The 25630-nt window shown below is 68.2% G+C and carries 25 protein-coding genes; 14 read left to right on the plus strand and 11 right to left on the minus strand.

Going from position 1 to position 25630, the window contains the following annotated elements; genetic code table 11:
* Positions 1-8: 8 nt before the first annotated feature.
* Positions 9-860: a KPN_02809 family neutral zinc metallopeptidase gene (ypfJ, locus tag AC1M14_RS08085; RefSeq protein WP_102772549.1), complete on the minus strand. Its 852-nt coding sequence runs from the start codon at positions 858-860 to the stop codon at positions 9-11.
* Positions 861-968: 108 nt separating this feature from the next.
* Between ypfJ and AC1M14_RS08090 the strand changes: the two genes are divergently transcribed.
* From AC1M14_RS08090 to bamC, 4 genes are all read left to right on the plus strand, one after another.
* A complete protein-coding gene (locus tag AC1M14_RS08090; protein WP_102772548.1) occupies positions 969-1595 on the plus strand; it encodes an L-threonylcarbamoyladenylate synthase in 627 nt (208 codons plus the stop codon).
* 69 nt (positions 1596-1664) lie between these two features.
* Entirely contained in the window at positions 1665-2312 is a 648-nt protein-coding gene (locus AC1M14_RS08095) for a site-2 protease family protein (protein ID WP_102772547.1), read from the plus strand.
* 87 nt (positions 2313-2399) lie between these two features.
* Positions 2400-3305, plus strand: a complete 906-nt coding sequence (gene dapA, locus AC1M14_RS08100; RefSeq protein WP_102772546.1) for a 4-hydroxy-tetrahydrodipicolinate synthase — start codon at positions 2400-2402, stop codon at positions 3303-3305.
* A gap of 17 nt (positions 3306-3322) precedes the next feature.
* Complete coding sequence (bamC, locus tag AC1M14_RS08105) at positions 3323-4447, plus strand: outer membrane protein assembly factor BamC (RefSeq protein ID WP_168202091.1); 1125 nt, start codon at positions 3323-3325, stop codon at positions 4445-4447.
* A 181-nt stretch (positions 4448-4628) separates the two neighbouring features.
* On the opposite strand, the gene AC1M14_RS08110 is transcribed toward bamC, so the two are convergent.
* The 3 genes from AC1M14_RS08110 to mutS all read right to left on the minus strand — a co-directional run bounded on the left by AC1M14_RS08110 (position 4629) and on the right by mutS (position 8915).
* The gene (locus AC1M14_RS08110) at positions 4629-4838 is read right to left on the minus strand and encodes an endopeptidase (protein WP_102772545.1); all 210 of its coding nucleotides are present in this window, start codon (positions 4836-4838) and stop codon (positions 4629-4631) included.
* A gap of 217 nt (positions 4839-5055) precedes the next feature.
* Entirely contained in the window at positions 5056-6249 is a 1194-nt protein-coding gene (locus tag AC1M14_RS08115; RefSeq protein WP_479731369.1) for a ribosomal protein uL16 3-hydroxylase, read from the minus strand.
* Positions 6246-8915 (minus strand): DNA mismatch repair protein MutS, encoded by a 2670-nt coding sequence (mutS, locus tag AC1M14_RS08120; protein ID WP_246842336.1) that lies wholly within the window; start codon positions 8913-8915, stop codon positions 6246-6248. The genes AC1M14_RS08115 and mutS overlap by 4 nt, the downstream gene beginning before the upstream one ends.
* A gap of 212 nt (positions 8916-9127) precedes the next feature.
* Between mutS and AC1M14_RS08125 the strand changes: the two genes are divergently transcribed.
* The 3 genes from AC1M14_RS08125 to AC1M14_RS08135 are packed head-to-tail and all read left to right on the plus strand — an operon-like array spanning position 9128 to position 11455.
* A complete protein-coding gene (locus AC1M14_RS08125; protein WP_479731370.1) occupies positions 9128-10099 on the plus strand; it encodes an Abi family protein in 972 nt (323 codons plus the stop codon).
* Positions 10100-10146: 47 nt separating this feature from the next.
* Positions 10147-11043, plus strand: a complete 897-nt coding sequence (locus tag AC1M14_RS08130) for an aldose 1-epimerase (RefSeq protein ID WP_479731371.1) — start codon at positions 10147-10149, stop codon at positions 11041-11043.
* 55 nt (positions 11044-11098) lie between these two features.
* A complete protein-coding gene (locus AC1M14_RS08135; protein ID WP_479731372.1) occupies positions 11099-11455 on the plus strand; it encodes a hypothetical protein in 357 nt (118 codons plus the stop codon).
* Positions 11456-11457: 2 nt separating this feature from the next.
* Here AC1M14_RS08135 and AC1M14_RS08140 read toward each other — a convergent pair whose 3' ends face one another.
* Positions 11458-12471 (minus strand): zinc-binding alcohol dehydrogenase family protein, encoded by a 1014-nt coding sequence (locus tag AC1M14_RS08140; RefSeq protein WP_479731373.1) that lies wholly within the window; start codon positions 12469-12471, stop codon positions 11458-11460.
* 139 nt (positions 12472-12610) lie between these two features.
* Between AC1M14_RS08140 and AC1M14_RS08145 the strand changes: the two genes are divergently transcribed.
* On the plus strand, positions 12611-13516 hold the full coding sequence (locus AC1M14_RS08145) for a LysR family transcriptional regulator (protein WP_102772538.1): 906 nt from the start codon (positions 12611-12613) through the stop codon (positions 13514-13516).
* A 16-nt stretch (positions 13517-13532) separates the two neighbouring features.
* On the opposite strand, the gene AC1M14_RS08150 is transcribed toward AC1M14_RS08145, so the two are convergent.
* Positions 13533-14039: a DUF6496 domain-containing protein gene (locus AC1M14_RS08150; RefSeq protein ID WP_479731374.1), complete on the minus strand. Its 507-nt coding sequence runs from the start codon at positions 14037-14039 to the stop codon at positions 13533-13535.
* Positions 14040-14228: 189 nt separating this feature from the next.
* Between AC1M14_RS08150 and AC1M14_RS08155 the strand changes: the two genes are divergently transcribed.
* Positions 14229-14444, plus strand: coding sequence for a dodecin (locus AC1M14_RS08155; protein WP_102772536.1), 216 nt, complete (start codon positions 14229-14231; stop codon positions 14442-14444).
* Positions 14445-15150: 706 nt separating this feature from the next.
* On the opposite strand, the gene AC1M14_RS08160 is transcribed toward AC1M14_RS08155, so the two are convergent.
* From AC1M14_RS08160 to AC1M14_RS08175, 4 genes are all read right to left on the minus strand, one after another.
* Positions 15151-15705, minus strand: a complete 555-nt coding sequence (locus tag AC1M14_RS08160; RefSeq protein ID WP_102772535.1) for an NADPH-dependent FMN reductase — start codon at positions 15703-15705, stop codon at positions 15151-15153.
* Positions 15706-15785: 80 nt separating this feature from the next.
* Positions 15786-16631, minus strand: coding sequence for an ABC transporter ATP-binding protein (locus AC1M14_RS08165; protein WP_102772534.1), 846 nt, complete (start codon positions 16629-16631; stop codon positions 15786-15788).
* Entirely contained in the window at positions 16632-17441 is an 810-nt protein-coding gene (locus AC1M14_RS08170) for an ABC transporter permease (RefSeq protein ID WP_181390913.1), read from the minus strand.
* Positions 17442-17444: 3 nt separating this feature from the next.
* On the minus strand, positions 17445-18452 hold the full coding sequence (locus AC1M14_RS08175) for an ABC transporter substrate-binding protein (RefSeq protein WP_479731375.1): 1008 nt from the start codon (positions 18450-18452) through the stop codon (positions 17445-17447).
* A 312-nt stretch (positions 18453-18764) separates the two neighbouring features.
* Here AC1M14_RS08175 and AC1M14_RS08180 point away from each other — a divergent pair, with 312 nt between their 5' ends.
* The 5 genes from AC1M14_RS08180 to AC1M14_RS08200 all read left to right on the plus strand — a co-directional run bounded on the left by AC1M14_RS08180 (position 18765) and on the right by AC1M14_RS08200 (position 24734).
* A complete protein-coding gene (locus AC1M14_RS08180; RefSeq protein ID WP_479731376.1) occupies positions 18765-20063 on the plus strand; it encodes an imelysin family protein in 1299 nt (432 codons plus the stop codon).
* On the plus strand, positions 20060-21577 hold the full coding sequence (locus AC1M14_RS08185; RefSeq protein ID WP_479731377.1) for a di-heme oxidoreductase family protein: 1518 nt from the start codon (positions 20060-20062) through the stop codon (positions 21575-21577). The genes AC1M14_RS08180 and AC1M14_RS08185 overlap by 4 nt, the downstream gene beginning before the upstream one ends.
* A complete protein-coding gene (locus AC1M14_RS08190) occupies positions 21577-22665 on the plus strand; it encodes an imelysin family protein (RefSeq protein ID WP_479731378.1) in 1089 nt (362 codons plus the stop codon). Before AC1M14_RS08185 ends, AC1M14_RS08190 begins: the two co-directional genes overlap by 1 nt.
* A complete protein-coding gene (locus AC1M14_RS08195; RefSeq protein WP_479731379.1) occupies positions 22655-23776 on the plus strand; it encodes a DUF1513 domain-containing protein in 1122 nt (373 codons plus the stop codon). Before AC1M14_RS08190 ends, AC1M14_RS08195 begins: the two co-directional genes overlap by 11 nt.
* Before the next feature lie 124 nt (positions 23777-23900).
* On the plus strand, positions 23901-24734 hold the full coding sequence (locus AC1M14_RS08200) for a mechanosensitive ion channel family protein (RefSeq protein WP_102772529.1): 834 nt from the start codon (positions 23901-23903) through the stop codon (positions 24732-24734).
* 58 nt (positions 24735-24792) lie between these two features.
* Here the strand turns inward: AC1M14_RS08200 and AC1M14_RS08205 are convergent, their stop codons facing one another.
* A complete protein-coding gene (locus tag AC1M14_RS08205) occupies positions 24793-25554 on the minus strand; it encodes an IclR family transcriptional regulator (protein WP_102772528.1) in 762 nt (253 codons plus the stop codon).
* Positions 25555-25630: the final 76 nt, after the last annotated feature.

Here is a 25630-nt window from a genome sequence, read left to right on the forward strand (position 1 = left end):
GGCCGGCGCTACAGCGAACTGGCGGAGAAGGTGTCGCACTGCTTGAGGCTGCCGCTTTCCAGGCCGCGCTTGAACCAGCGCACCCGCTGGGCCGACGAGCCGTGCGTGAATGCGTCGGGCACCACATAGCCCTGGCTCTGCTTCTGCAGCCGGTCGTCGCCGATCGCGGTGGCCGCGCCCAGCGCCTCTTCGACGTCGCCGCCTTCAAGAATGTTGCGCGCCGCGTCGGCGCGCTGGGCCCACAGGCCCGCGAAGCAGTCGGCCTGCAGTTCCATGCGCACCGACAGCGCGTTGGCCTGCGCGGGATTGCGCCGGCGCAGGTTGTCGACCTGTTCCGAAATGCCGAGCAGGTGCTGCACGTGGTGGCCGACTTCGTGCGCGATCACGTAGGCCTGGGCGAAGTCGCCCGGCGCCTTGAAGCGGTTCTGCAGCTCGTCGAAGAAGGACAGGTCGATGTAGACCTTGCTGTCGCCCGGACAGTAGAACGGCCCCATCGCCGACTGGCCCGTGCCACAGGCCGTGGGCGTGGCGCCGCGAAACAGCACCAGCTTGGGCGCCACGTACTGGCGGTTCAGGTCCTTCTGGAAAATGGCTTCCCAGGTGTCTTCGGTTTCGCCCAGCACCTTGGACACGAAGACCGCCTGGGGATCGTTGGCCGGCGGCCCCGAGGCCGGCGCCTGCTGCTGCGTGGGCGGGCCTTCGGCCATCTGCAGCACCACGCTGGGGTCCACGCCGAAATACATGGCGACCAGGGCCAGCACGATCGTGCCGATGCCGATGGTGCCCCGTCCTCCGATCCGCGGGCCGCTGGCGCGGCGGTCTTCTACGTTGTCGCTCTGGCGCGAGTTGTCTAGGCGCATTCTGATTCTCCGGGCGGGGCGGCGCTCCCGCGTTTTGCATCGCCGCGCTTCAGCCTTGGGCTTTATTGGGCTTTACTGGGCGACCTTCAAGAGTGTTAGGATAAACCCATGGCCCTGTATTTCTCCATCCATCCTGCGAATCCCCAACCGCGCCTGCTCAAGCAGGCGGCCCAATGGCTCAGCCAGGGCGGCCTGGTGGCGGTGCCCACCGACTCCAGCTACGCGGTCGTCGCCCGCCTGGACGACAAGAACGCCGCCGACGGATTGCGCCGCCTGCGGGGCCTGGACGAACGTCATCACCTCACGCTGCTGTGCCGCGACCTGGCCGAAATCGGCCACTTCGCGCGCGTGGACAACCGCCAGTACCGCCTGCTCAAGGCCGCCACGCCCGGCCCCTGGACCTTCATCCTTGAAGCCACCAAGGAAGTGCCGCGGCGCGTGTCGCATCCCTCGCGCAAGACCATAGGCATCCGCGTGCCGGACCATCCCGTCATGCTCGGCCTTTTGGAGCAGGTCGGGGCGCCCCTGCTTTCCACCACCCTCATCCCCAAGGACGAAACCGAAGCGCTGAACGACGCGGAAGTCATCCGCGAGCGCTACGAACACTCCCTGGCGGCCATCATCGACGCGGGCGCCTGCCCGCAATCGCCGACCACCGTCATCGACCTCACCGGCGACGAGCCGGTGGTGGTGCGCGTCGGGCGCGGCGATCCGGCGACGCTGGGCCTTGCCTGACCGCAGCGGCAACGCCGTCTTGCGGACCGGCGCGCGCCGGCCCGCGGCTCATCTACAATCCGGTTCGCCATGAACGACATCATCCAAACCATTGCGGTCTACGCGATTCCGGTCATTTTCGCCATCACGCTGCACGAGGCCGCGCACGGCTTCGTGGCGCGCATGTTCGGCGACCCGACCGCCCATGAGGCCGGCCGCATCAGCCTGAATCCCGCGCGCCACATCGACCCCGTCGGCACGCTGCTGGTGCCGGTGGCGATACTGCTGGCGTCCAAGCTGATGGGCAGCCCGGGCCTGCTGTTCGGCTGGGCCAAGCCGGTGCCGGTGGACTTCGGCCGGCTGCGCCGACCCAAGCAGGACATGCTGTGGGTGGCGCTGGCCGGGCCGGCCGCCAACCTGCTGATGGCGATCCTGTGGGCGTTCTCGCTGCGCCTGTTCCTGGATTCGGGCCTGCAGGAATCGTTCTGGTTCGAGATGGCCGTGGCCGGCGTCAATGTCAACCTGGTGCTGATGGCGCTGAACCTGCTGCCGATCCTGCCGCTGGACGGGGGACGCATTCTGTTCAGCCTACTGCCCAACCGCATGGCCTGGCAGTACTCGAAAATCGAACCCTACGGGCTGGTGATCGTCATCGTGCTGCTGGTGACGGATGTGCTCTGGCTTTTCATGCGGCCGGTGCTGGCGTTGGGAACGACAATCGTTCAGTGGTTTCTATAAGATTTTGGCCAATATCCGTTAAACTCAGCTGTTTCACTGATTCTGGCCTTGAGGCATCCTGCCGCGGGGCCTTGGAGCCCTACATTTATGGCATCCCCTGCAACCGCCGCAGGCGTTAATTTCCAGGGCAGCATGGTGGCCCTGGTCACCCCAATGCAGCCCGACGGCAGCCTCGACTACGCTGCCTACCGGTCGTTGATCGACTGGCATGTCCAGGAAGGAACCGACGCGCTGGTGGTGGTGGGCACCACCGGGGAGTCGCCCACGGTCTCCATGGAAGAACACGCGGAGCTGATCCGCGTCGCCGTCGAACACGCGGCGGGCCGCATCCCGGTCATCGCCGGGGTCGGCGCCAACTCCACCGACGAAGCCATCCACCTGAGCCGCCACGCCAAGGCCGTGGGCGCGCAGGCCGGCCTGTCGGTGGTTCCGTACTACAACAAGCCTTCGCAGGAAGGCCTGTACCGCCACTTCCGCGCCGTTTCGGAAGCGGTGGACCTGCCCACCATCCTGTACAACGTGCCGGGCCGTACCGTTGCCGACATGAGCAACGACACGATCCTGCGCCTGGCCGAGGTGCCGGGCATCATCGGCATTAAGGACGCCACCGGCGACATCGCGCGCGGCGGCCTGCTGCTGCGCGAGGCCCCGGCCGGCTTCCAGGTCTTCAGCGGCGATGACCCCACCGCGGCCGCCCTGATCCTGCTGGGCGCGCGCGGCAACATCTCCGTCACGGCCAACGTGGCGCCCAGGCTCATGCGCGAGCTCTGTGCCGCCGCCCTGGCCGGCGATGTGCCCAAGGTGCGTGAACTTAATGCACGCCTGGCGCGTCTGAACAAGGCTTTGTTCGTTGAAGCCAATCCCATCCCCGTCAAGTGGGCGCTGTCCGAACTGGGCCGCACCGCACTGGGCTACCGGCTGCCGCTGGTGGAACTGGGGGCGCAGCACCACGCGACGGTGCGCGCAGCGCTTCAGGATGCGGGCCTGCTCTAAATATCGTGAGGATACGTATGAACAAACGTCATGCCGGTTTGTCGGCATTGATGTCTCTGGTGTTGTTGGCCGGCTGCAGCGAGGTCAACCAGCTCCTGGGCAATGAAGAGTCCGTCAATTACAAGAGCGCAGTCACGCAGCGCGGAGAGCCCCTCAGCATTCCGCCCGATCTGACCCAGGCCAACAGCGATCCGCGCTACCGCGCGCCCGCCTCGGGCTCGACCACCTATTCGCAATTCCAGCAGCAGGGCCAGGCCCAGGCCAGCGCGCCCAAGACCAGCAACGTGCTGCCCGCGCGCAACGACATGCGCGTCGAGCGCGACGGCGACCTGCGCTGGCTGGTCGTGGACCGTCCGCCCGAGGACGTGTTCCCGCGCCTGGTGGACTTCTGGACCGAAAACGGCTTCACCGTCGCCAGCAACAACCCGAGCGCCGGCCTGATCGAAACCGACTGGGCGGAAAACCGCGCCAAGATCCCCGAAAGCTGGCTGCGCCAGGCCCTGGGCATGATCCTGGAATCGGCCTGGGATAGCGGCGAGCGCGAGAAATTCCGCACGCGCGTCGAACGCGTCAACGGCCACACCGAAGTCTACGTCAGCCATCGCCAGATGCTGGAAAAGCGCGTCGGCGTCGACGGCGGCCAGGTGCAATGGCAGAACGGCAAGGAAGATCCGGGCCTGAACGCCGCCATGCTGGCGCGCATGATGGTGTACCTGGGCTCCGACGTCGACAACGCCCGCAAGCTGGTGCAGCAGGCCGAGGCCTCGCCGCAGAAGCCGGCCGTGCAGCAGGACGTGCGCGCGCAGGGCACCTCGCTCGTCGTCAGCGAATCGTTCGACCGCGCCTGGCGCCGCGTCGGCGTCGCGCTGGACGGCGGCGGCTTCGCCGTGGACGATCGCGACCGTTCGGCCGGCGACTACTTCGTCCGCTACGTCGACACCGACACCGGCGAGAAGATCGAGCAGCCCGGCTTCTTCAGCCGCATGTTCTCCGGCGACAAGAAGGCCGAGGCGCCGCAATACCGCATCCACCTGGCCGGCTCCGGCGACCAGACCCTGGTGACGGTGCTCGACGCCAACGGCGCGCGCGACAACAGCGCCACCGCCCAGCGCCTGCTGAGCGTGCTGAAGGACAAGATGTAATCGGTACGGCGCGGCGCTCGCGCGCCGCCCGGATCGAGCAAAGAGGCCCCGTCGTCATGACGGGGCCTCTTTTTTTTGCGTCCTGCCTGCGCGTGGACGCCGACGCAAGCAGGCCCCGACAGTTCGCACTGTCGGGGCCTGCCTGCTTCCTCTCCGAGCGGGGGTTCGTCGCTGAGTGGAATCAGGAAGCGGGCGTGGTGGATCCGCCCGGCGTGGTCGTGCCGCCGCCCGGCGTGGTGCCCGGGGTGGGGGCCGGAGCCGGCGTGGTGGGGGCAGGCGTGCTGGCGCCCGGAGCGGGGTTGGTCGCGGGCGCCGAAGCATCTTCCTTCTTGTTGCAGGCGCTGAGCGCAACAGCCAGCACCGACGCAATAATCAAGGTTTTGCTCATCATTTTTAGACTCCTGTAGATGACGACTCTTGAAACCCCGTTAGGGGAAACCAGTATTCAGGCTACAGGAACACGCAGGCCGATCACGTGTGAAAGTTAAAAAGGTGGCTTCCCAACGGCAACAAACCTTTCAGCTTCGTGTTATGTCTTTCTTGATGTGACGCCGCGCACAGACCTGATTTCGTTCTGTGCAGGACGGATACGTACCCGTTTCCAGATGCTACGCCGCCAGGTAGTGGATCCAGCCCGAATCCAGCCAGTCCGCCAGGCACGACCGCGCCTCGTCGGACAGCCGCGCGCAGGACGGATCGGCGCAGTCCAGGCTGCGCGCATCGGCCAGCGCGCGCAGCGCGGTTTCGGCCGGCGCCATGGCCGTCTCGCCGTTGATGAAAAGCTGCTTGCCGCGATACAGCATGCGGCTGCGGCGGTCCAGCACCAGGCGGCCGCCGGCGGGCCAGTCCTCTTCCAGATCCACGTCCATGCCTTCCGGGGCGTCGAACACGCTGAGGTTGTTCGGCTCGGTCAGCCAGCAGCCCAGAAAGCGCGAGGCCAGGGCGTCGTCGAAACGCAGCTTCTCGACGGTTTGCAGCGTCGCGGCGACCAGCGCGTCGGGCAGCGCGGCCGGCGTGTCCACGGCCGGCTGGCCGGGGTCGCGGTAGACTGCGGACAGCTTCGGGCCGGGCAGGGCGGGTTCGCCGTAAGGGCCGCCCAGGAGGCCGACGCGCGCCATGACCTGGTCGGCGGCCGCCTCCAGCAGGCCGCGCGCCAGCGTGGCCTGCGTGGGCGCGCGAAAGCCGATGGAGATGGTCATGCAGCCGTCGCCCACCGCGACGCCGTCGTGCGCGGCCTGCGGCGGCAGGTACAGCATGTCGCCGGGGGCGAGCACCGCCTTTTCCTCGGGCTCGAAGCGGCTCAGTATCTTCAGCGGCAGGGCGGGCGTGAGCGACAGGTCCTTCTGGCGTCCGTAGCGCCATTCGCGCTCGCCGGCGGCCTGCAGCAGGAACACGTCGTAGCTGTCGAAATGCGGGCCCACGCCGCCGCCGTGGCTGGCGATGCTGATCATCACGTCGTCAAGGCGGGCGTCGGGTATGAAGCGGAACAGCTGCATCAGTTCCGACGCGGCGTCGCTGTGCAGGTCCACGCTTTGCACCAGCAGCGTCCAGTCGCCTTCGTTGTCTTTGGGCAGGCGTGCGAAGGGGCCGTTCTCCATCTGCCATTCGCCGTTCTCGCGCCAGATCAGGCGCGACTCCACGTCGTCGCGGCGCGCCAGCTTCTTGATGGCGGCGATGGTGACCGGCGGCTTGAAGCCCGGGATGGCCTGGCGGATCAGGAGCGGCTTGCGCTGCCAGTAGCGGCGCATGAAGTCGTTGGGGCTCTGGTCGCCCAGCAGCGTCAAGGGTCGGTCGAGGTTCATTGGAGGTGCTTCTTCAAGCGGTAAAGGGCGTCCAGCGCTTCGCGCGGGGTGAGGCTGTCGGGGTCGATGGCGGCGAGCTCCTCGCGCAGGGCGTCCAGGACCTCGAAGGCATCGGAGCGCTCGGCCGCGGCGTCGGCCTGGGCGTCGGCCTCGGCGGCGGCCGCGAACAGGCCGAGCTGCGGCGTGGGCGCGCCCTGGGCTTCCAGGCGTTCCAGTTCGCGCGTGGCCTGGCGGATCACCGCCGGCGGCACGCCGGCGCGCTGGGCCACCTGGATACCGTAGCTGCGGCTGGCGGGGCCTTCGCGCACTTCGTGCAGGAACACGATGCCGCCGGCGGATTCGGCCGCGGCCAGGTGCACGTTGGCCGAGGCCGGCTGTTCGGCCGGCAGGCGGGTCAGTTCGAAGTAGTGGGTGGCGAACAGCGTCAGCGCGCGGTTGTGCGCCAGCAGCCGGCAGGCGATGGCCCAGGCCAGCGCCAGGCCGTCGTAGGTCGAGGTGCCGCGGCCGATCTCGTCCATCAGCACCAGGCTGTTGGGTGTGCTGGCCGAGAGGATGGCGGCGGCCTCGGTCATCTCCATCATGAAGGTCGAGCGCCCGCCGGCCAGGTCGTCGGCCGCGCCGATGCGGGTGAAGATGCGGTCGATCCGGCCGATGCGCGCGCGCGCCGCCGGCACGAAGCTGCCGATGCGCGCCAGCAGCACGATCAGCGCCACCTGCCGCATATAGGTCGATTTACCGCCCATGTTCGGGCCGGTGATCAGCAGCATGCGGCGCGCCGGCTCCAGCCGGCAGCCGTTGGGCGTGAAGCGTTCGATGGCGTGCTCGACCACCGGATGGCGGCCGGCCTCGATGTCGATGTCGGCCTGCTCGGACAGCTCGGGCGCGACCCAGTCGTGGCGGCGCGCATGCTCGGCCAGCGCCGCCAGCGTGTCCAGCTCGGCCAGCGCGGCGGCGCAGTCCGACAGCGGGCGCACGTGTTCGGCGAGCACGTCCAGCAACTGCTCGAACAGCCATTTCTCGCGCGCCAGCGAACGGTCCTGGGCCGACAGCACCTTGTCTTCCCAGGTCTTGAGTTCGGGCGTGATGTAGCGCTCGGCGTTCTTCAGCGTCTGGCGGCGGCGGTAGTCCTCGGGCACCTTGGCGGTCTGGCCCTTGGTGACTTCGATATAGAAGCCGTGCACGCGGTTGAACTCCACGCGCAGGTTGCCGATGCCGGTGCGCTCGCGCTCGCGCGCTTCGAGCTGGACCAGGAAGTCGCCGCCGTCGGCCGCCAGCGCGCGCAATTCGTCCAGCTCGGCGTCGAAGCCCGCGGCCAGCACGCCGCCGTCGCGGATGGCGACGGCGGGCTCGGCCGCAATGGCGCGCGCCAGCAGCGCGGCCAGCGCCGGGTCGACCGACAGGTGCGAGATCAATTCGCCCAGCCGCGGCGAGTCGGCCATGGGTTCGACCAGGTCGCGCAGCGCCGGCAGGGCCTGCAGCGCGTCGCGCAGGCTGGCCAGCTCGCGCGGGCGCACCGAACGCAGCGCCAGGCGCGTGGCGATGCGCTCGATGTCCGGAAAGGCGTTGAGCGCGCCGCGCAGCGATTCCAGCAGCCCGGCCGAGCCAAAGCCGGCCGCACCGAAGGTCTGCTCCACGTCCATGCGGCCGGCCAGCAGCGCGGAAATCGCCTGCTGGCGCGCCTGCGCCTGCTGGTTCTCGCGCAAGGGGTGATGCAGCCAGCGGCGCAGCAGGCGGCTGCCCATCGGCGTGCGGCAGCCGTCCAGCAGCGAGAACAGCGTGGGCGAATCTTCGCCGGACAAGGTCTGCGTCAGCTCCAGGTTGCGCCGCGTGACCGGGTCCAGCAGCACGTACTGCCCGGCGCGTTCGGCCGACAGGCTTTGCACGTGGGCCAGGGCCTGCGACTGCGTGCGGGCCGCGTAGCGCAGCAGGGCGCCGGCGGCGCAGACGCCGGCCGGCATGTCCTCGACGTCGAAACCGGCCAGCGTGTCGGTCTTGAAATGCGACAGCAGGTGCGCGCGCGCGCTGTCGGCCTCGAAGTGCCAGTCCGGCACGCGCGTGCGCGCGCATTCGAACGGGAAATCGAACTCCGCGCTGTCCGCGCAGATCACCTCGGCCGGCGCCACCCGGTGCAGTTCCGATTCCAGCTGGGCCGGCGCGCATTCGGTCACGCGGAACTCGCCGCTGGCCAGGTTCAGCCAGGCCAGGCCGGCGCGCGGCGCGCGCGCCGGGCCGGTGACGAAGGCGGCGGCCAGCGCGCGGTCGGCCTTGGCCGGCAGCAGCGCGTCATCGGTCAGCGTGCCGGGCGTCACGATGCGCACGATGCGGCGCTCGACCGGCCCCTTGGAAGCGGCCGGATCGCCGATCTGCTCGCAGATGGCGACCGACTCGCCCATCGCGACCAGGCGGGCCAGGTACTGCTCCATGGCGTGCACCGGCAGGCCCGCCATCGGGATCGGCGTGCCGTTGGAAGAGCCGCGCTTGGTCAGCGTCAGATTGAGCAGCCGCGCGCCGCGCTCCGCATCTTCGTAGAACATTTCATAGAAATCGCCCATGCGGTAGAACAGCAGCAAAGGACCGGCCTCCGCCTTCAGGCGGAGGTATTGCTGCATCATGGGAGTGTGGCCCGCGAGGGCGTCGGCGGCGGAGTGGGGCGTTGCAGAATTCATGCCCGTGATTGTATCGGGCGGCGCGTGGGATGGGGGCGGCGCACGATGCCCATCCCACGGCCGGCCAAGCGTATACGGACTTGCCGCAAGCAGGATTGAACCCGCCATTCGGGGCCGGCTACAATCGACGGCAACACGGCCCGCCCCTCTGCGTCGAAAGATGTACGGGCGGGTTTTCTCGTTTTTGGGCCAGTCTCGTTTTGGGGCCAGCAATGTACGCCTATGACAAGCCCTATCTGAGCTTCGAACAGCAGCTGGCCTTGCTGAAAACGCGGGGCTTGATCGTCACCGATGACGCCGCGGCGCCGTCCTGCCTGCAGCGGATAGGGTATTACCGCTTGAGCGCCTACTGGTATCCGCTGCGCCGGATCGGGAAGTCCGCCGGCACCGGCGGACGGCCGTTACGGCGGCTCGATGAGTTTCAACCGGACAGCAGCTTCGAGCAGGTCTTGTCGCTGTACGTTTTCGACAAACGGCTGCGCCTGCTGGTGCTCGATGCCGTCGAACGTATCGAAGTTGCCTTGCGGGTGGATGTGTCCTACCTGCTGGGGGCCAGGGACCCGTTTGCGCACTCGAATCCCGCGCTGCTGCATGGCAACTTCGCCAGGAAGGTCATTCCCGCCAGCGGGCGCACCCGTCACCAGGTCTGGCTGGAGCGGTACCGGAACGTGGTGTCGCGTTCGAAAGAGGACTTTGTCAGGCACTACCAGCAGAAGTACGGCGAGCCGTTGCCGATCTGGGTGGCCGTCGAGCTGTGGGAGTTCGGAATGCTGTCGACCTTTTATCAGGGCATGAAGGTGGACGATGCAAGCGCAATCGCGGCGAAGTACGGGCTGCCCGGATGGCAGTTGATGCAAAGCTGGCTGCGGTCGGTGAATTTCGTTCGGAATGTGGCGGCTCACCATAGCCGGCTCTGGAACAAGAATCTGATCGATCAGCCCAAGTTGCCCGCGCCGAGACAGGTTCGTGCTTTCGATGTTCTGCTGGGGCGGCCGGCCGTGGGTTCGCGCTTGTTCATCGTGCTTTGCATCCTGCTGCATTTCGTCCGGATGGCAAGCCCGAATTCGAGCTGGCCGGTCCGTCTGCGGCAGCATCTGGAGAGTTTTCCGGCGGGCTCGCGCCTGTCGCTTGCAGACATGGGATTTCCGTCCGACTGGCGCAAGCATCCGTTGTGGCAGCCATGACGCCTCAAGTACGCTAGGCTGCAAGCCTCGATAGACCGTACTCACTTATGCAGACCCTCACCATTGCCGAAACGCTGGACGCCAGCGCCCGCATCACCATCGCCGGCGGAGCGCATATGGCCGAGTTCGCGCCCGACGGCGGCGGGCGGCTGACGCGGCTGGCCACGGGCGGGCACGACTGGATCGTGCCGCTGACCGATACCGCCTGGCCGGCGGCGCGTTGGCCGCGCGCGGGCAGTTATCCGCTGGCGCCTTACGCCAACCGCATCCGTGACGGGGTGTTCGTGTTCGACGGCGCGCGCCACGCGCTGCAATCGCTGCCGGGGCGGCCGCACGCGATCCACGGCGCCGGGCTGTACCTGCCCTGGCGCGTGCGCAACCATGCCGCGGACAGCGTCGATCTGGTGCTGGAGCAGCCGGCCGGCGTGCTGGGCTGGCCCTGGGCCTTCGAGTGCGTGCAGCGCTACCGGCTGGATGCGCGCGGGCTGAGCGTGGCGCTGTCCGTCGTCAACCAGGGCGAGACGCCGATGCCGTTCGGGTTGGGGCTGCATCCTTATTTCACGGCGCAGCGGGTGACGCTGCATGCCCGGCGCCTTTGGCCGGCGGACGCCGAGGGGCTGCCGACGGGCAGCCGGGTGGGGCATGTGCGCGAGCTGCGGCTTTCGGCCGAGGGCTGCGATACCTATCTGTCGCAATGGGAGGGGCGCGCCACGCTGCACTGGCCGCAGGGCCACCGGTTGTCCATGCACGCCGATCCGGCTTTCGCGCACCTGGTGGTGTACTCGGCGCCGGGGTCGGACTTTCTTTGCGTGGAACCGGTGACCAACGTGGCGGACGCTTTCAACCTGGCGGCCGGCGGCGATGCGCGCACCGGCATGCGGGTGCTGGAGCCGGGCGCGCGTTTCAGCGCGACCGCCTTGCTGGGCCTGGAACCGGCGTTTTGAAAGCGCCCCCGGCTGCGGCGATAATCCGGGCAAACCAAGTCCAGGGAGTCGCGTCGTGAAAAAGCTCAGCACCGAACAATTGCAGGCCGCAGCCGAGATCCTGCGCAGGGTTCAGGCCAGGCTGGCCCGCAGCGGCAACCTGCCGCTGGAGCCCACGCTCTACGCCTGTGCCAAGGGCTTTCGGCGCAGCATGCCGGACTATCTGTGGGCATGGATGTCCGGCCTGCTGGCGCCGCACAAGAGCCTGTCGGCCTGGATGGACGCGCACCAGCCGGGCTGGCGCGAAGGCAAGATTCCGGCCGCCGCGGTCTACGCGCGCACCGAGAACGGCTGGTTCGAATGGCTGATCGCCGAACTGGAGGCCGAGATCAAGGACCCCCACGCCCGCGCCAGGCGCCAGGCGCAGGGGTAGGGCTAGAACCCCTCCAGCACGACCTTGCCGCGCGCCTTGCCGCTTTCGATGAAAGCGTGGGCGCGGCGCAGGTTTTCGGCGTTGATCCTGCCGTAGTGTTCGCCCAGCGTGGTGCGCAGGGTGCCGTCGTCGATCAGCCGGGCCGCCTGGTTCAGCAATTCGTGCTGGGCGATCAGGTCGGGCGTGCCGTGCAGGGGCCGGGCGAACATGAATTCCCAGTGCAGCGAGGCGGACTTGGCTTTCAGCAGCCGCACGTCGATGGCGGCGGGATCGTCGATCAGGGCGACCCTGCCTTGCGGCGCGATGGCCTCGGCGATCTGCGGGAAGTGCTGGTCGGTGTGGGTCAGCGCGGCAATGTCGCTGACGTGCTCGAAGCCGATGCGCTTGAGTTCCCCGGTCAGGGGCCGGGTGTGGTCGATGACGTGATGCGCGCCCAGCTCGCGCACCCAGGCCTGGGTTTCCGGACGGGACGCGGTGCCGATCACGGTCAGGCCCGTGAGCTGGCGGGCCAGCTGCACGAGTATCGAGCCCACGCCGCCGGCCGCGCCGATGACGAGCAGGCTGCGCTGGCTGGGCGCGCGGTTGTCCAGCACGCGCAGCCTGTCGAACAGCAATTCCCACGCGGTGATGGTGGTCAGCGGCAAGGCGGCGGCCTGGGCGTAGTCCAGGCTGGCCGGCATCGCGCCGACGATGCGTTCGTCGACGGCATGCAGTTCGCTGTTGGCGCCGGGGCGGGTCAGCGCGCCCGCGTACCAGACCCGGTCGCCGGGCTTGAACAGGCTGGTCTTGGGGCCGACGGCCCGCACGACGCCGGCGGCGTCCCAGCCGATGATCTCGGGCTGGCCGTCCTTGGGCTTGCGGTTGGCGCGGATTTTCACGTCCACCGGATTGACGGAAATGGCGCGGACTTCGACCAGCAGGTCGCGGTCGCCGGGCACGGGATCGGCGGCGGTGATGTCCTGCAGGGACTCGGGGTGGTCGGCGGGCAGGTTCTTGAAGTAGGCGATGGCTTTCATGGATGGGGCTCGCTTCGGGTCAGAGGGTGGCGCGGACGACGCTGGTTAGGAACACAAGCATGATTACCCAGCCCGCAACAATGAAAAACGGGCTAGCATCGCAGTCAGTTTCAAACATCCGTTGAAAATGAGAGCGGACATGGTGCGCTTCGAGGACCTCAGGATCTTTCTGGCCGCGGCCGACCAGGGCAGTTTCTCGGCCGCCGCGCGCGAGCTGGACCTGACGCCGGCGGCGGCCAGCGCCGCGCTCAAGCGCCTGGAGCAGGCGCTGGACGCGCGCCTGTTCGTGCGCTCCACCCGCAGCCTGCGGCTGACCGGCGACGGCGAGCGCTACCTGGAGTACGCCCGTTCCGCCATTTCCACGCTGGAGGCGGGCAAGAACGCGGTCGCGCGCAGCAAGACGGAGATCTCGGGCGCCTTGTCGGTGTCGATCCCGTCGGACCTGGGCCGGCACGTGCTGCTGCCCTGGCTCGACGAGTTCCAGCAGCAGCACCCGCGCGTCAGTTTCCAGGTGCGGATCAGCGACCGCCTCGCCGATCTTTACCGCCAGCCGGTCGACCTCGCGGTGCGCTACGGCCAACCCGCCGATTCGGGGCTGGTGGCCTTGCCGCTGTCAGAGCACAACCGCCGCACGGTCTGCGCATCGCCGGCCTATTTCGCGCGCCACGGCATGCCCCAGGCGCCGGCGGACCTGCGCCGCCACAACTGCCTGTCGTTCGTGCTGGGCGAAACGCTGCACGACCGCTGGACGTTTCTGCGCGCCGACGGCTCCGCCCTGACGGTGCCGGTCAAGGGCGACCGCGTGGGCGACGACGGCGAGCTCGTGCGCCGGTGGGCGCTTGCGGGCCACGGCGTGGCCTACAAGTCGCGCTACGACGTGCTGTCGGACCTGCGCGCCGGCCGGCTCGTCGAAGCCTTGCCCGATTACACCGGCGAATCCTCGCCGCTGTATCTGCTTTGCGTGCACCGCATGCTGCTGTCGCCGGCCGTGCGGCGCCTGCGCGAATTCCTCCAGGAACGCTTCCGGCAATTCGAGGCAGGCTAGCTGACACGCCGCGCGCTCAATGGTGCGCGTGGCTGGCCCGGTTGGCCGCGCGCGTGCGGGCGGCTTTCTTGGCGGCGGCCGAGCGTCCCGCGGCGCCCTTGGTGGCGGCGGCCTTTTTGGCGGCGGCCGAACGCGCGGCTGCGCTGCGCTTGGAGGCCGACGCGCTGGCATGGCGCGACAGCGCGGAGCGCGACGCCGGCTTGGCGCTCTCGCGCTTCAGGGCCTTGGTGGTGGCGCGGGCGCGCGTGGCGGACTTGGCATGGCCGTCGGCGCCCGCGTGGCTGTCCTGCTCGGCCTTGCGCTTGGTGGCCGTGCTGGCCTTCTTGGGCGCCGGCAGCTTGATGCCGGCGCGGCGGGCCTTGGACAGCCCGATGGCGATCGCCTGCTTGGTGGAGCGCACCCCGTGCTTGCCTTCGCGCACGTGCTCGATTTCCTCGCGCACGAATTCTCCGGCCTGCGTGGATGCGGATTTGCCTTGACGTTTGTCGCGCGCCGCTCGTTCCAGGGTTTTTCGTTCAGGCATGACGATACCTCCTTGCTTGCGTTGCGGATGCGGGTCCGCGTGCGCCGAGTCCGGCGCGACGGAACTCGTAACACCACTCTAGCGCCGTGGGCGTATGCTGTGTGTTCGAATGGATTGCCGGTCGTAAGCGCCGGAACATCGCCGCCGGACCTGCGATTCACGACTCACACCCCTACGCGGAGACGAGCTATGTCGAATCATGTCTACAAGCAAATCGAACTGGTGGGTTCCTCCACCAAGTCCACCGACGACGCCATCACCCAGGCCATCGCGCGCGCATCCGAAACCCTGCGCAATCTGGATTGGTTCGAGGTCACCGAAGTGCGCGGCCACATCAAGGACGGCAAGGTGGCGTACTGGCAGGTCGGCTTGAAGATCGGCATGCGCCTGGAAGGGGACAACTGAGCCCGCGGGCTGCTTCTTTCTTGAGCACGGCTTCCAAGTGACTGTCGGATAAGCGTTTTTTCAGCTTGTCATGCGACTGTTCAGAGGTTTGTCCACATCCGGTGGGGACAAGCTCGGGACGCCGATGGCGTGCGCGAGGCCGCGCCGCCGATGCGCGGACCGGTGCGGGGCGCTGCGCGTTTCTTGCCCGGCTCCCCCAAGTCTTTGTCGGGCAAGGGAATTTTGCAGCTGCGCAGAGACTGTCCTCAGGCTTATCCACATTTCCCGGGGACAACCGGCGGGCCGCGGCGAGGTGGCTGGGCCATTCTTGACCACCGTCTGCAGGTCATTGATGTGCAAGGGGAATCCCAAGCTGCCCTCATGCTGTCCTCATGCTTTTCCACAGAATGCGGGGACAAATCCACACCGGCGGTCCGGCGAGCGCGCGCCGGGCGCTTTCCGGTGGATAAACCCGCCCGAAATCATCCAAAAGACGGATTGCGCAGTTTTTGATCGCCGCTTGCAAGTGCTTGGCGCGACAGGGGATTTCGGTTCTACCCCAAGGCTTTCCTCAAGTTTCTCCACAGTCGGCGGGGATAACCGGCAAGGGGGTATCCGCCCCGGCGAAAAAAAAGCCCTCCGACGCATCGGAGGGCTCGATCGCCTGGAGGTAGGGCAGGCGATCTCTGCCGGCTGGAGCGTGGCTCGCGGCCGGCAACGGCGGCGATCAGGCGTTGAACTTCTTGATCCAGTCCACGTAGCGGTCGATCCAGCCTTGCAGGAACTTGCGCGTGCCTTCGTTGGTGATGTTGTACTGGTCGTCGATGAGGTCTTCGTGGAACTGCAGGAACACCTCGGGCGTGGTCAGGACGTTGGCCCCTTCGGCGGCCAGGATGTTGCGCAGGTGCTGCTGCATCAGCGCGGTGCCGGCGGCGCTGGGCGAGGTGCCGACGATGCCGGCGGCCTTGCCCGCCCAACAATTCGTGCCGTAGGGGCGCGTGCCCCAGTCGATGGCGTTCTTGAGGGCGGCCGGCAGCGAGCGGTTGTGCTCGGGGGACACGAACAGGACGCCCTGGGCGTCGGCGACCTGCTGCTTGAGCTTGGCGGCGGGCGCGGGCATGTTGTTTTCGTTGTCCTGGTTGTAGAGCGGCACGTCTCCCAGGCTGACGTAGTCGAACTTGAAGTCCGCGGGCATCAGCTTCTCGAGTGCGCGCGCCAGCCGCAGATTGAACGACGCGGCGCGCAGGCTACCGACGAATACGGCGATCTTGTAGGTGCTCATGAGGCGCATGCTCCAGGCGGTAGAGGAACGGTCAGTGTAGACCTGTCCTGGAGCCGGCTCAATGCGGATTACGCATTTTCTTATTCGGAAAGAGAGCCTGCGGACGGTCTGCGCACTTCGCGCTGGAAAATCTCCAGGCTGAGTTTCTTCGTCCGGATGAAGCTGGGTTCGGACAGCGTTTCCACGGTGCGGGGGCGGGCGTCGCGATACTCCAGGATCTCGGCGACCCGGGTCGGGCGCCTGGTCAGCAGCAGGACCTGGTCGGCCAGGTACACGGCTTCTTCCAGATCGTGCGACACCAGCAGCATGGTGGTGCCGGTCTGCATGAAAACCTCTTGCAGCTTCTCGCGGATGAACAGGGTCATCTCGAAGTCCAGGGCGGAAAAGGGCTCGTCCAGGAACAGCACCTCGGGCCCCGGAGCCAGCGCGCGCATGATGGATGCGGTCTGTTGCTGCCCGCCGGACAGCTCGTACGGATAGCGCTTCAGGTCGAACTTGACGTCGAACGACGCCACCAGCTCTTCCACGCGCGCATCGACCTGGGCCTTGCTGCGGCCTTCGAGGAGCAGGGGATAGGCGATGTTGTCGATGGTGCGCAGCCAGGGGAACAAGGCTTCGCGGTAGTTCTGGAAGACATAGCCGATCTTGGTCTGCGCGAGCGACTTCCCGTCGAACAGGATCTCGCCCGAATCGACCGGGATCAGGCCGGCGATCATGTTGATCAGGGTGGATTTGCCGCAGCCGTTGGGGCCGAAGACGGACACGATCTTGCCTTTGGGGATGTCGAGGTCGAAGTTCTCGTACAACGGCCAGCCGGCGAAGTATTTGGTCAGCCCGCGTATCGTGATGTGCGTGCCCAGCGGGCCCGGGGTGAAGGGGGCGGCCGCGGGGGCCGGGGCGATGACGGGATTGATGACGGTGGACATTTACCGGCCGCTCCAATGGACGACGCGCTTTTCAAGCACGAGAAAAAGAATGTTCAGCGCATAGCCGAGCGCGCCGGCCGCCAGGATCGAGGCGTACATTTCGCGCACGTTCAGCACCTGCTGCGAGTTGATGATGCGATTGCCCAGCCCGCTGTCGGAACCGATGAACATCTCCGCCACGATGACGATGACCAGCGCCATCGATACGCCGCTGCGCAGCCCCACGAACGTGGGCTGCAGGCTTTCCCAAATCAGCACGTCCTTGAAGATGCGCCAGCGCGACGCGCCCATCACGCGCGCCGCCATGACGCGCTGTTTGCGCGCATTGATCACGCCATAGGCGCTGTTGAACAGGATCACCAGCACCGCCGCGAAGGCGGCGATGGCGATCTTGTTCATGTCGGTGACGCCGAAGATCATCAGAAACAGCGGGATCAGCGCCGAGGACGGCGTGGAGCGGAAGAAGTCGACCAGGAACTCGACGCTGCGGTAGGCCTTTTCGCTGCTGCCCAGCAGCACGCCCAGGGGCACGCCGATCACGCCGGCGATCAGGAAGGCCTGCAGGGTCCGGTTCAGCGACGACAGGAAGTCGCCCAGCAGCGGTCCTCCCGCCATGCCCCTGGCCAGCGCCGCGAGGGCGGCGCCCGGGGTGGGGAGCAGGACGGGGCTGACCAGCTGCAGCCGCAGCACCAGATCCCACACGATGAACAATGCCAGCGGCCCGATCAGCGGCAGCAGGCGGGCGGCGCGGAACCTGCGCGGGGGCCGTTTCGCCTCGGGCGTGGCGGCGGTCAATGCGGTCGCGGTCATGGCTCAGCCCTTGTAAAGCATCGTGGAGACGTCGACCTTCTGCGCGAAGACGCCTTTTTCGGCGAAGAGGTCGAAGTACTTCTGGAAGTACTGGATGTCGCTTGGCGTGAATTCGTCGTAGAGCGTGTAGGCCGCGAGCGGCACGGCCTGCGTCATCGGGCCGTCGATCGCGGTGTAGCCCTTCATGTAGGGGCGCGCCTCGTCGGGCTTGCCGCGGATCAGCTCGATGCCGCGGGCATACGCGGCGATGAATTTCCGGCTTTCCTCGGGATGCTTTTCGAGGAAGGCGGTGGTCAGCGAGGCCGATCCGCCGAACCACGGAGCCATCGGATCGCCCAGCACATACTTGGCGATGACGCCCGCCTCCAGCACGCGGGTGGTGCCGTTGAGCCGGCCCACGGTGCCGGTGGGCTCGAGCGTGTAGCAGGCATCGAGCTGGCCGGCGGCGACCGCGGCGACGTGCTGGCTGATCGCCAGTTCGACCACGGTCGCCCCGGTCACGCCGGCGCGCTCCAGCACCGCCTTGGCCAGCGTGGAATTCTGGATGCCGGGCCCGGTTCCCACCCTTTTCCCCTTGAGGTCCGCCATGGATTGGATGGGGCTGTCTTTCGCGACGATGAATTCATCCAGCACGTTGCGCGCGTTGCTGGGATTGGACGCGAAAATCTTGAACAGGCCGGGCGAGGCTATCTCGCCGATGGCCAGGTTGGCCGATCCGGTGCCGTTGGCGCTGCCGTCCGCGCGGCCGGCCAGCATGGCTTCCATGACTTGCTGCGGGCCGGCGAACTTCAGCGCCTCGACGTTGAGGCCAGCCTCCTTGAAGTAGCCCTTTTCCAGGGCCGCGTAGAAGGGCAGGCCGGCCGCGACGGGCCAGAAGCCGATGCGGATGACCGGGCCCGATTGCGCCCGCACGAGCGCGGGCGCCGCCATTGCCGCGGCGCCCAGCGCGGCGCCCCGGATCAGCCGGCGGCGGCTGGCGTTGAAGGCAAAGGGCTTGTTTCGGTCGATCATGCGAGGCTCTCCTGGTCGGCAATGGATATGGCGCTTGTGAACACGCGTGCATATGGAGGACATCAAGCAAGAGCCATGCCAGGCCGCATCCGGCCTGCCGCAACGGCGGCGCAAGGCAGAGGCGGCGTTCGGCTGGTGCGCCGCATGGGCCGTGTTGGTGCATGGCGCACCACCGCAGGGGCTAACAAAAAGCCCGGTATCTGACGGTATTCTGAACAACAAACGAAAATTGTTTACACTCGCATCCTCAAAATCCAAAGACCAGGGAACCGCCGCGGGGGCGGGGCCCTGTCCAGATACGGGAGAACGTCGATGCGCAAGTTGTTGTTGGGAGCGGTGTTGGCCGCCACGGTATTCGGAGGCGTGGCCCAGGCGGCCGTCGAACCCAAGGCCGTGGTCGCCACGTATTCGGACCTGGCGCTGGCCGGCTACGAAGATTCGCTGGCTTCCGCCCGGACGCTGCGCAAGGCCGTCGACGCCTTGATCGCCAAGCCCAGCGCAGAGACGCTCGCGGCCGCGCGCGCGGCCTGGCTGGCGGCCCGCGTGCCGTACCAGCAGACCGAGGCCTACCGCTTCGGCAACCCCATCGTCGACGACTGGGAAGGCCGCGTGAACGCCTGGCCGCTGGACGAAGGCCTGATCGACTACGTCGACGCCTCGTACGGCACCGAGAACGACGAGAACGCCTACTACGCGGTCAACGTCATCGCCAATTCGAAGATCTCGGTCGGCGGTAAGACGGTGGACGTCAGCAAGATCACGCCCGAGCTGCTGTCCGAAGTGCTGCACGAGGCCGATGGCAACGAGGCCAACGTGGCCACGGGCTATCACGCCATCGAATTCCTGCTGTGGGGCCAGGATCTGAATGGCACCGGCCCGGCGCCGGCCGACCGCAAGGGCACGCCGCAGGAGCGCCATTCGGGGAACCGCCCGCATACGGATTTCGATCCCAGGCAATGCACCGGCGGCCATTGCGAGCGCCGGGTCGAATTCCTGAAGGCCGTGACCGACCTGCTGGTGTCCGACCTGGAAGAGATGGTCGGCAACTGGAAGAAGGACGGCGCCGCGCGCAAGGCCGTCGAGGAAGACCCCAAGGCGGGCCTGATCGCCATGCTGACGGGCCTGGGCAGCCTGTCCTACGGCGAACTGGCCGGCGAGCGCATGAAGCTGGGCCTGATGCTGCACGATCCCGAGGAAGAGCACGACTGCTTCTCGGACAACACGCACAACTCCCACTATTACGACCAGATCGGCATCCGCAACGTCTACCTCGGCGCGTACACCCGCATCGACGGCAAGACGGTCTCGGGCGCCAGCCTGTCCGACCTGGTCCGCGCCAAGGACCCCAAGCTCGACGCCGAAGTGCGTGCCAAGCTGGACGCCACGGTCGCCGCCATGCAGGCCATGAAGACCCGCGCCGAAATGGTGGAAACCTACGACCAGATGATTGCCGACGGCAACAAGGAAGGCAACGCCGTGGTGCAGGCCGCCATCGACCGCCTGGTCGACCAGACGCGCAGCCTGGAGCGCGTGATCGCGCTGCTGGAGCTGGGCAAGGTCTCCATCGAAGGTTCCGACAGCCTGGACAAACCCGACGCCGTATTCCAGTGAAATTCGCATTAGCCGCCGTATTGGCGGCGTCGGCGCACGCCGTCGCCGCCGCCGCGCCCGACCTGCCCGCCGGGCGCGACGACCTGAGCGCCGAGGACCGCAAGCGCGTCACGGCCATCACCGCGCCCACGCGCGACTTCTCCAAGGTCGAGAGCTTCGAGACCATGCAGGCCGGGGCCGCCACCATCAACAAGCTGATCAACGCCGACATTTTTTCGCACCCGTCGGCCAACATGAGCTTCGAAGGGCGCCAGCAGTTCCTGGTCGGCAACGGGCTGTTCCGCAAGGACTGGGTGTCGGCGCCGGCCTCGACGCAGGCCTCCGACGGATTGGGACCGCTGTTCAACGCGCGTTCCTGCCAGGCCTGCCATACCAAGGACGGACGCGGCACCGTGCCGGGCTTCGATCCGCTTGAACGCACCGACGCCGTGGCGCTGCTGCTGCGCCTGGCGGTGCCGCAAGGTCCCGACCGCGGCCATCCCAGGCTGGCCGCCGACGAGATCGCCTCGCTGCCCGAGCCGGTCTACGGCGTGCAGCTGCAGAACTTCGCGGTGGCGGGGTTGCCGGCCGAAGGCCGCATGGAGATCGAGTACGAGCCGGTCACGGTGGCGCTCAACGGCGGCGAGACCGCCACGCTGATGAAGCCGACCTACCGCATCGAGAACCCCGGCTACGGTCCGCTGCGCGCCGATACGCAGATCTCGCCGCGCCTGGCCCCGCCCATGATCGGGCTGGGCCTGCTCGAAGCCATCCACGAGGCCGATATCCTGGCCAACGTGGGTTCGGACCGGCGCGACGGCATCGTCGGCAAGGCCAACTGGGTGATCGACGCCCGCACCGGCGCGCGCGTGCTGGGACGCTTCAACCTGAAGGCCGGCCAACCCACGGTGGAGCAGCAGAGCGCGGCCGCGTTCTCCAACGACATGGGCCTGTCCACGCCGCTGTTCCCCAGGCATTCCGGCGACTGCACCGCCGCGCAGTCGCAGTGCCTGGACATGCCGCACGGCGCGCAGCCGCGCTTCGGCGACGAGGAAGTGCCGGGCAAGCTGATGGATTTCGTCACCATCTATTCCACCAACCTGGCGGTGCCGCAGCGCCGCGAGGCCGACGACGCGCGCGTGCTGGCCGGCAAGAAGCTGTTCTACGAATCCAATTGCATCGCGTGCCACGTGCCCAAGTACGTGACCAGCCGCAACGCCAGGCAGCCCGAGCACCGCTTTCAGCTGATCTGGCCTTACACCGACATGCTGGTGCACGACATGGGCGACGAGCTGGCCGACGGCGTGTCCGACGGCGAGGCCACCGGCCGCGAATGGCGCACGCCGCCGCTGTGGGGCATCGGCCTGACCAAGACCGTCAATCCCAACGCCACCTGGCTGCACGACGGGCGCGCGCGCAGCCTGCTGGAGGCGGTGCTGTGGCATGGCGGCGAGGCCAAGCCGGCGCGCGATCGGGTGGTCGCGATGACGCCCGAAGAACGCGCCGATCTGATCCGTTTCCTGGAGTCTCTGTAATGGCGGGATACGCCAAGCACGTACTGAAACTGGCCGCCGCGGCGGCCTTGGCGGCGGCCGCGCCGTGGGCCGCGGCCGCCGGGCTGCCGGCCGACCTGGGCGAACGGCTGGCGCGCGACTACGCCCGTCCGGCCGTGGCCACGATGGCGGACGCCGCCTCGGCCCTGGAGGGCGAACTGGGCAAGTGGTGCGCCCAGCCCGGCGCGGCCGGCGCGGCCCGGATCGAAGAGAGCTTCGAGCGGCTGGCGCTGGCCTGGTCCGGCGTGGAGATCCTGCGCTTCGGGCCGCTGGTGCAGGCCAACCGCTATGAGCGCCTGGCGTTCTGGCCCGACACCCGCGGCGTGATGCCCAGGCAGGTGCAGGCGCTGCTCGCGGCCGAAGACCAGGCGCTGCTTGCGCCCGGCGCGCTGGCCGGGCGCAGCGTGGCGGTGCAGGGCCTGCCGGCGCTGGAATACGTGCTCTACGGCGAGCCGGCCCTGTTGGACAAGCACGGCACGCCGGGCTTTGCCTACGCCTGCGGCTATGCGCGGGCCGTGGCCGCCAACGTCGCCACGATCTCGCGCGACGTGGCCCAGGCCTGGAGCGCCGACGGCGGCTTCGGACGCCAGTTCGCGCGTCCGCAGCCCGGCAACGACCTCTACCGCGATTCGCAGGAAGTGGCGGCCGAGGCCATGAAGGCCTTGTCGACCGGCCTGCAGTTCGCGCGCGACGTGAAGATCGTGCCCGTGCTGGGCGAGAACGCCGGCCAGGCGCGTCCCAAGCGCGCGGCGTTCTGGCGCAGCAAGCTGTCGATGAAACTGGTGGCCGCCAACGCCGAGGCGCTCGATGCGTTCTACCGGGCCGGCGCCTATCCGCTGCCGGCGGGCGAGGAGTGGATGGCCGCGTCGGTGACCGGCGAGCTGGCCAGCGCCGCGCGCACCCTGCGCGCCGTGCCGGTCCCGCTGGAGCAGGCGCTGGCCGGCGAAGAAGGGCGACGGCTGCTGACGCTGGCGTCGCTGACGCTGCAGAACGCCAAGGCCATCGTCGACCAGGACCTGGCGCCCGCCCTGGGCGTCATGATCGGATTCAATGCGCTCGATGGCGATTGACCGGCGCCGCTTCCTCTCGCTGGCGGCCGCGCTGGGCCTGGCGCCCGGCGCGGCGCTGGCCGCCGCGCCCGCGGACGGCGCGGTCCTGTATCTCAGCGCGCGCAAGCGCGGGGGCCGCGACGAAGCGGTGCTGCTGGATGAGACCGGACGCGACCGGCTGGTGGTGCCGATGCCGGCGCGCGGGCACAGCTTCGCCATCGATCCGGCCGGCGGGCGCGCGGTCGTGTTCGGGCGCCAGCCCGGCTTTTTCGCGCTGGCGTTCTCGCTGCGCGGCGAGGGCGGCCCGCAGGCGCTGCCCATGCACGACGAGCGGCATTTCTTCGGCCACGGGGCCTACCTGGACGGCGGCCGGCTGCTGGCCGCCACCGAAAACGATTTCGAGGCCGGGCGCGGCGTGCTCGGTCTGTACGACGCCAGCGCCGGCGGCGCGTACCGCCGCGTCGGCGAGTTCGACACCGGCGGCATCGGCCCGCACGAAGTGGTGCTGATGCCCGACGGCAAGACGCTGTGCGTGGCCAACGGCGGCATCCTGACGCATCCCGACTACGGCAAGCTGGAACTCAACCTGGACACGATGCGGCCGTCGCTGGCCTATATCGACGCGGCCAGCGGCGAGCTGCTGGAGCGCCACGAGCTCGCGCCCGAACTGCATCGCCTGTCGATCCGCCATCTTGCGCTGGCCGCCGACGGCAGCGTCTGGTTCGGCTGCCAGTACATGGGGCCGGCGGCCGACCGGCCGCCGCTGGTGGGCCGCCACCGGCGCGGCGGCCGGCTGGAATTGTTCGCAGGCCCCGAACCGGTGCTGCGCCAGATGCGCAACTACGTCGGCTCGGTCTCGGTCGACGCGGTCGGCGCCGTCGTCGCCACGTCCAGCCCTGTGGGCGGGCAGGTGATCTACTGGGAGGCGGCCAGCGGCCGCTGCCTGGGCACGACCGCGCTGGCCGACGGCTGCGGCGTGGCGCCCGCCGCGCCCGGGGGCTTTCTGGTCAGCAGCGGCACGGGCGCGATGCTGCGCGTCGACGCCGCCGGCCAGGAACAGGACCGCGTCCTGCCGCCTGCGCGCGAACTCGCCTGGGACAATCATTTCCGCAAGGTCGCGGCCGGCGCCTGAGCCGTATCGGCCGTATCCTTACAAACCTTGACACGACGGGACCGCGCCGCGGCGCCAGGCGCAAGCCGCATCTGATAAAGTCCCTGGTCGTTTTTTCCGGCAACCGGCAATTACAGGAGATTCCATGGAAGAAGCCTTGAAAGAATTTAATGCCTGGGCTCCCAAGCTCATGGAGCTGGGCGGCAATCTGCTCGTGGCGCTGCTGATCCTCGTCATCGGCTGGTGGGTGTCGTCGCTGCTGGGCGGCTGGGTGCGCAGGGCCGCGGCCCGCTCCAGCAAGATCGATCCCACGATCGTGCCGATGTTCTACAGCACGGTGGTCTGGACGGTGCGCATCTTCACCGTGATCGCGGTGCTGGCGCGCTTCGGCGTGCAGACGGCCAGCCTGATCGCGGTGCTGGGCGCCGCCGGCCTGGCCGTGGGCCTGGCCTTGCAGGGCACGCTGCAGAACATCGCGGCCGGCATCATGCTGCTCATCCTGCGTCCCATCCGCGCCGGCGAATACGTGGCGCTGAGCTCGGGCGCCGACGGCACGGTCGAAGAGGTGGGCCTGTTCCTGACGCGGCTGGTCCAGGTCGACGGCATCCACCTGACCCTGCCCAACAGCACCGTCTGGAACGCGACCATCACCAACTACAGCCGCAACAAGACGCGCCGCCTGGATATCCCGGTGCCGGTGCGCTACGGCGACGACCTGGAGCAGGTGCTGTCCAAGCTGCAGGCGCTGGTCGACGCGCGCGAAGATGCGCTGAAAGACCCGGAACCGCAGGTCAAGGTGTTCGACTACAAGGAGAACGGCGTCATCGTCAACGTGCGCGTGTGGGCCGATGCCGCCAAGTACTGGGACCTGCGCTGGGGCCTTTACCAGCAGATCCGCACCGAACTGGAGCGGGCCGGCTTCCAGCCGCCGATCCCGCTGCGCGAGATCCAGAACCCCAAGACCGGCGCGCCCGCCTGAACGCGGACGCGACGCGGCAGTACGAACGGGCGCCCGGCGCCCGTTTTTTTTCGGCCGTTCAGGCCTGCACGGCGAGCCGCGCCAGTTCCGCCTTGATCCAGCCGGCGATTTCGCGCTGGCGCTGGGCGGGCATGCGGTCGATGATGGCCGTGACGCTGACCGCCAGCAGCGGCGCGCCCTGGGCGTCGAGCAGGGCGCAGCCCACGCCCAGCGCGCCGCGCACCGCGTGGTTGCCGACCACGGAATAGCCGCGGGCGCGGGTGTTTTCGATCAGGCGGAACATTTCCTGCGGCGTCATGCCGCCGTATTCGTCCAGGCGCCCGGAATTGCGCTCGACGATGCCGCGCGCCGTATCGTCGGGCAGCGCGGCCAGCAGGGCCATGCCGCCCGAGCCCACGCCCAGCGGCTGGCGCTTGCCGGCGTAGGTGGCCAGGATCTGCACCGGATAGCTGCCGATCTCACGGTGCAGGCTGATGGAATCGTCCTCGTCACGCACCACCAGGAACACCGCGTCGCCGGTGCGGTCGGCCAGCCGGCGCAGCACGGGCAGCAGCTGGCGCACCCGCGGATCGCGCGAGCGCGTGTCCGGGTCCACCGCCAGCTGGGCGCGGTATTTCTTGGTGCCGGCCACGGGCAGCACCAGCCCGGCGTCGAGCAGGGCGGCCAGCAGGCGATAAATAGTGGGGCGCTGGATGCCGGTCAGGCGCGCGATGTCGGTCACGCTCAGGCCGTCCGGGCCTTGATCTCGCAGGGCGGCCAGTACGGCCAGCCCGCGCCGCAAAGTGCGCGGGCCTGCGGCCGCGGCGTCGCTGTCTTGCATGGAATTCTCTGAAAACTAAGGGTTATTCCGGAACGGTCAAGGGAAAACCATTGTCCGTACCGTGGACTCTACCTTG

The organism is Achromobacter sp. SX5 (assembly GCF_056711425.1).

Bases quoted from the DNA above. Each gene is read 5' to 3' on its own strand.
- AC1M14_RS08205 (WP_102772528.1), bottom strand. From the start codon at position 25,554: ATGCAAGACAGCGACGCCGCGGCCGCAGGCCCGCGCACTTTGCGGCGC.
- AC1M14_RS08195 (WP_479731379.1), top strand. From the start codon at position 22,655: ATGGCGATTGACCGGCGCCGCTTCCTCTCGCTGGCGGCCGCGCTGGGC.
- AC1M14_RS08150 (WP_479731374.1), bottom strand. From the start codon at position 14,039: ATGCCTGAACGAAAAACCCTGGAACGAGCGGCGCGCGACAAACGTCAA.
- AC1M14_RS08180 (WP_479731376.1), top strand. From the start codon at position 18,765: ATGCGCAAGTTGTTGTTGGGAGCGGTGTTGGCCGCCACGGTATTCGGA.
- ypfJ (WP_102772549.1), bottom strand. From the start codon at position 860: ATGCGCCTAGACAACTCGCGCCAGAGCGACAACGTAGAAGACCGCCGC.
- AC1M14_RS08130 (WP_479731371.1), top strand. From the start codon at position 10,147: ATGCAGACCCTCACCATTGCCGAAACGCTGGACGCCAGCGCCCGCATC.
- AC1M14_RS08090 (WP_102772548.1), top strand. From the start codon at position 969: ATGGCCCTGTATTTCTCCATCCATCCTGCGAATCCCCAACCGCGCCTG.
- AC1M14_RS08170 (WP_181390913.1), bottom strand. From the start codon at position 17,441: ATGACCGCGACCGCATTGACCGCCGCCACGCCCGAGGCGAAACGGCCC.
- AC1M14_RS08110 (WP_102772545.1), bottom strand. From the start codon at position 4,838: ATGATGAGCAAAACCTTGATTATTGCGTCGGTGCTGGCTGTTGCGCTC.
- AC1M14_RS08140 (WP_479731373.1), bottom strand. From the start codon at position 12,471: ATGAAAGCCATCGCCTACTTCAAGAACCTGCCCGCCGACCACCCCGAG.
- mutS (WP_246842336.1), bottom strand. From the start codon at position 8,915: ATGAATTCTGCAACGCCCCACTCCGCCGCCGACGCCCTCGCGGGCCAC.
- AC1M14_RS08160 (WP_102772535.1), bottom strand. From the start codon at position 15,705: ATGAGCACCTACAAGATCGCCGTATTCGTCGGTAGCCTGCGCGCCGCG.
- AC1M14_RS08200 (WP_102772529.1), top strand. From the start codon at position 23,901: ATGGAAGAAGCCTTGAAAGAATTTAATGCCTGGGCTCCCAAGCTCATG.
- AC1M14_RS08125 (WP_479731370.1), top strand. From the start codon at position 9,128: ATGTACGCCTATGACAAGCCCTATCTGAGCTTCGAACAGCAGCTGGCC.
- bamC (WP_168202091.1), top strand. From the start codon at position 3,323: ATGAACAAACGTCATGCCGGTTTGTCGGCATTGATGTCTCTGGTGTTG.
- AC1M14_RS08155 (WP_102772536.1), top strand. From the start codon at position 14,229: ATGTCGAATCATGTCTACAAGCAAATCGAACTGGTGGGTTCCTCCACC.
- dapA (WP_102772546.1), top strand. From the start codon at position 2,400: ATGGCATCCCCTGCAACCGCCGCAGGCGTTAATTTCCAGGGCAGCATG.
- AC1M14_RS08175 (WP_479731375.1), bottom strand. From the start codon at position 18,452: ATGATCGACCGAAACAAGCCCTTTGCCTTCAACGCCAGCCGCCGCCGG.
- AC1M14_RS08190 (WP_479731378.1), top strand. From the start codon at position 21,577: ATGGCGGGATACGCCAAGCACGTACTGAAACTGGCCGCCGCGGCGGCC.
- AC1M14_RS08165 (WP_102772534.1), bottom strand. From the start codon at position 16,631: ATGTCCACCGTCATCAATCCCGTCATCGCCCCGGCCCCCGCGGCCGCC.
- AC1M14_RS08095 (WP_102772547.1), top strand. From the start codon at position 1,665: ATGAACGACATCATCCAAACCATTGCGGTCTACGCGATTCCGGTCATT.
- AC1M14_RS08145 (WP_102772538.1), top strand. From the start codon at position 12,611: ATGGTGCGCTTCGAGGACCTCAGGATCTTTCTGGCCGCGGCCGACCAG.
- AC1M14_RS08115 (WP_479731369.1), bottom strand. From the start codon at position 6,249: ATGAACCTCGACCGACCCTTGACGCTGCTGGGCGACCAGAGCCCCAAC.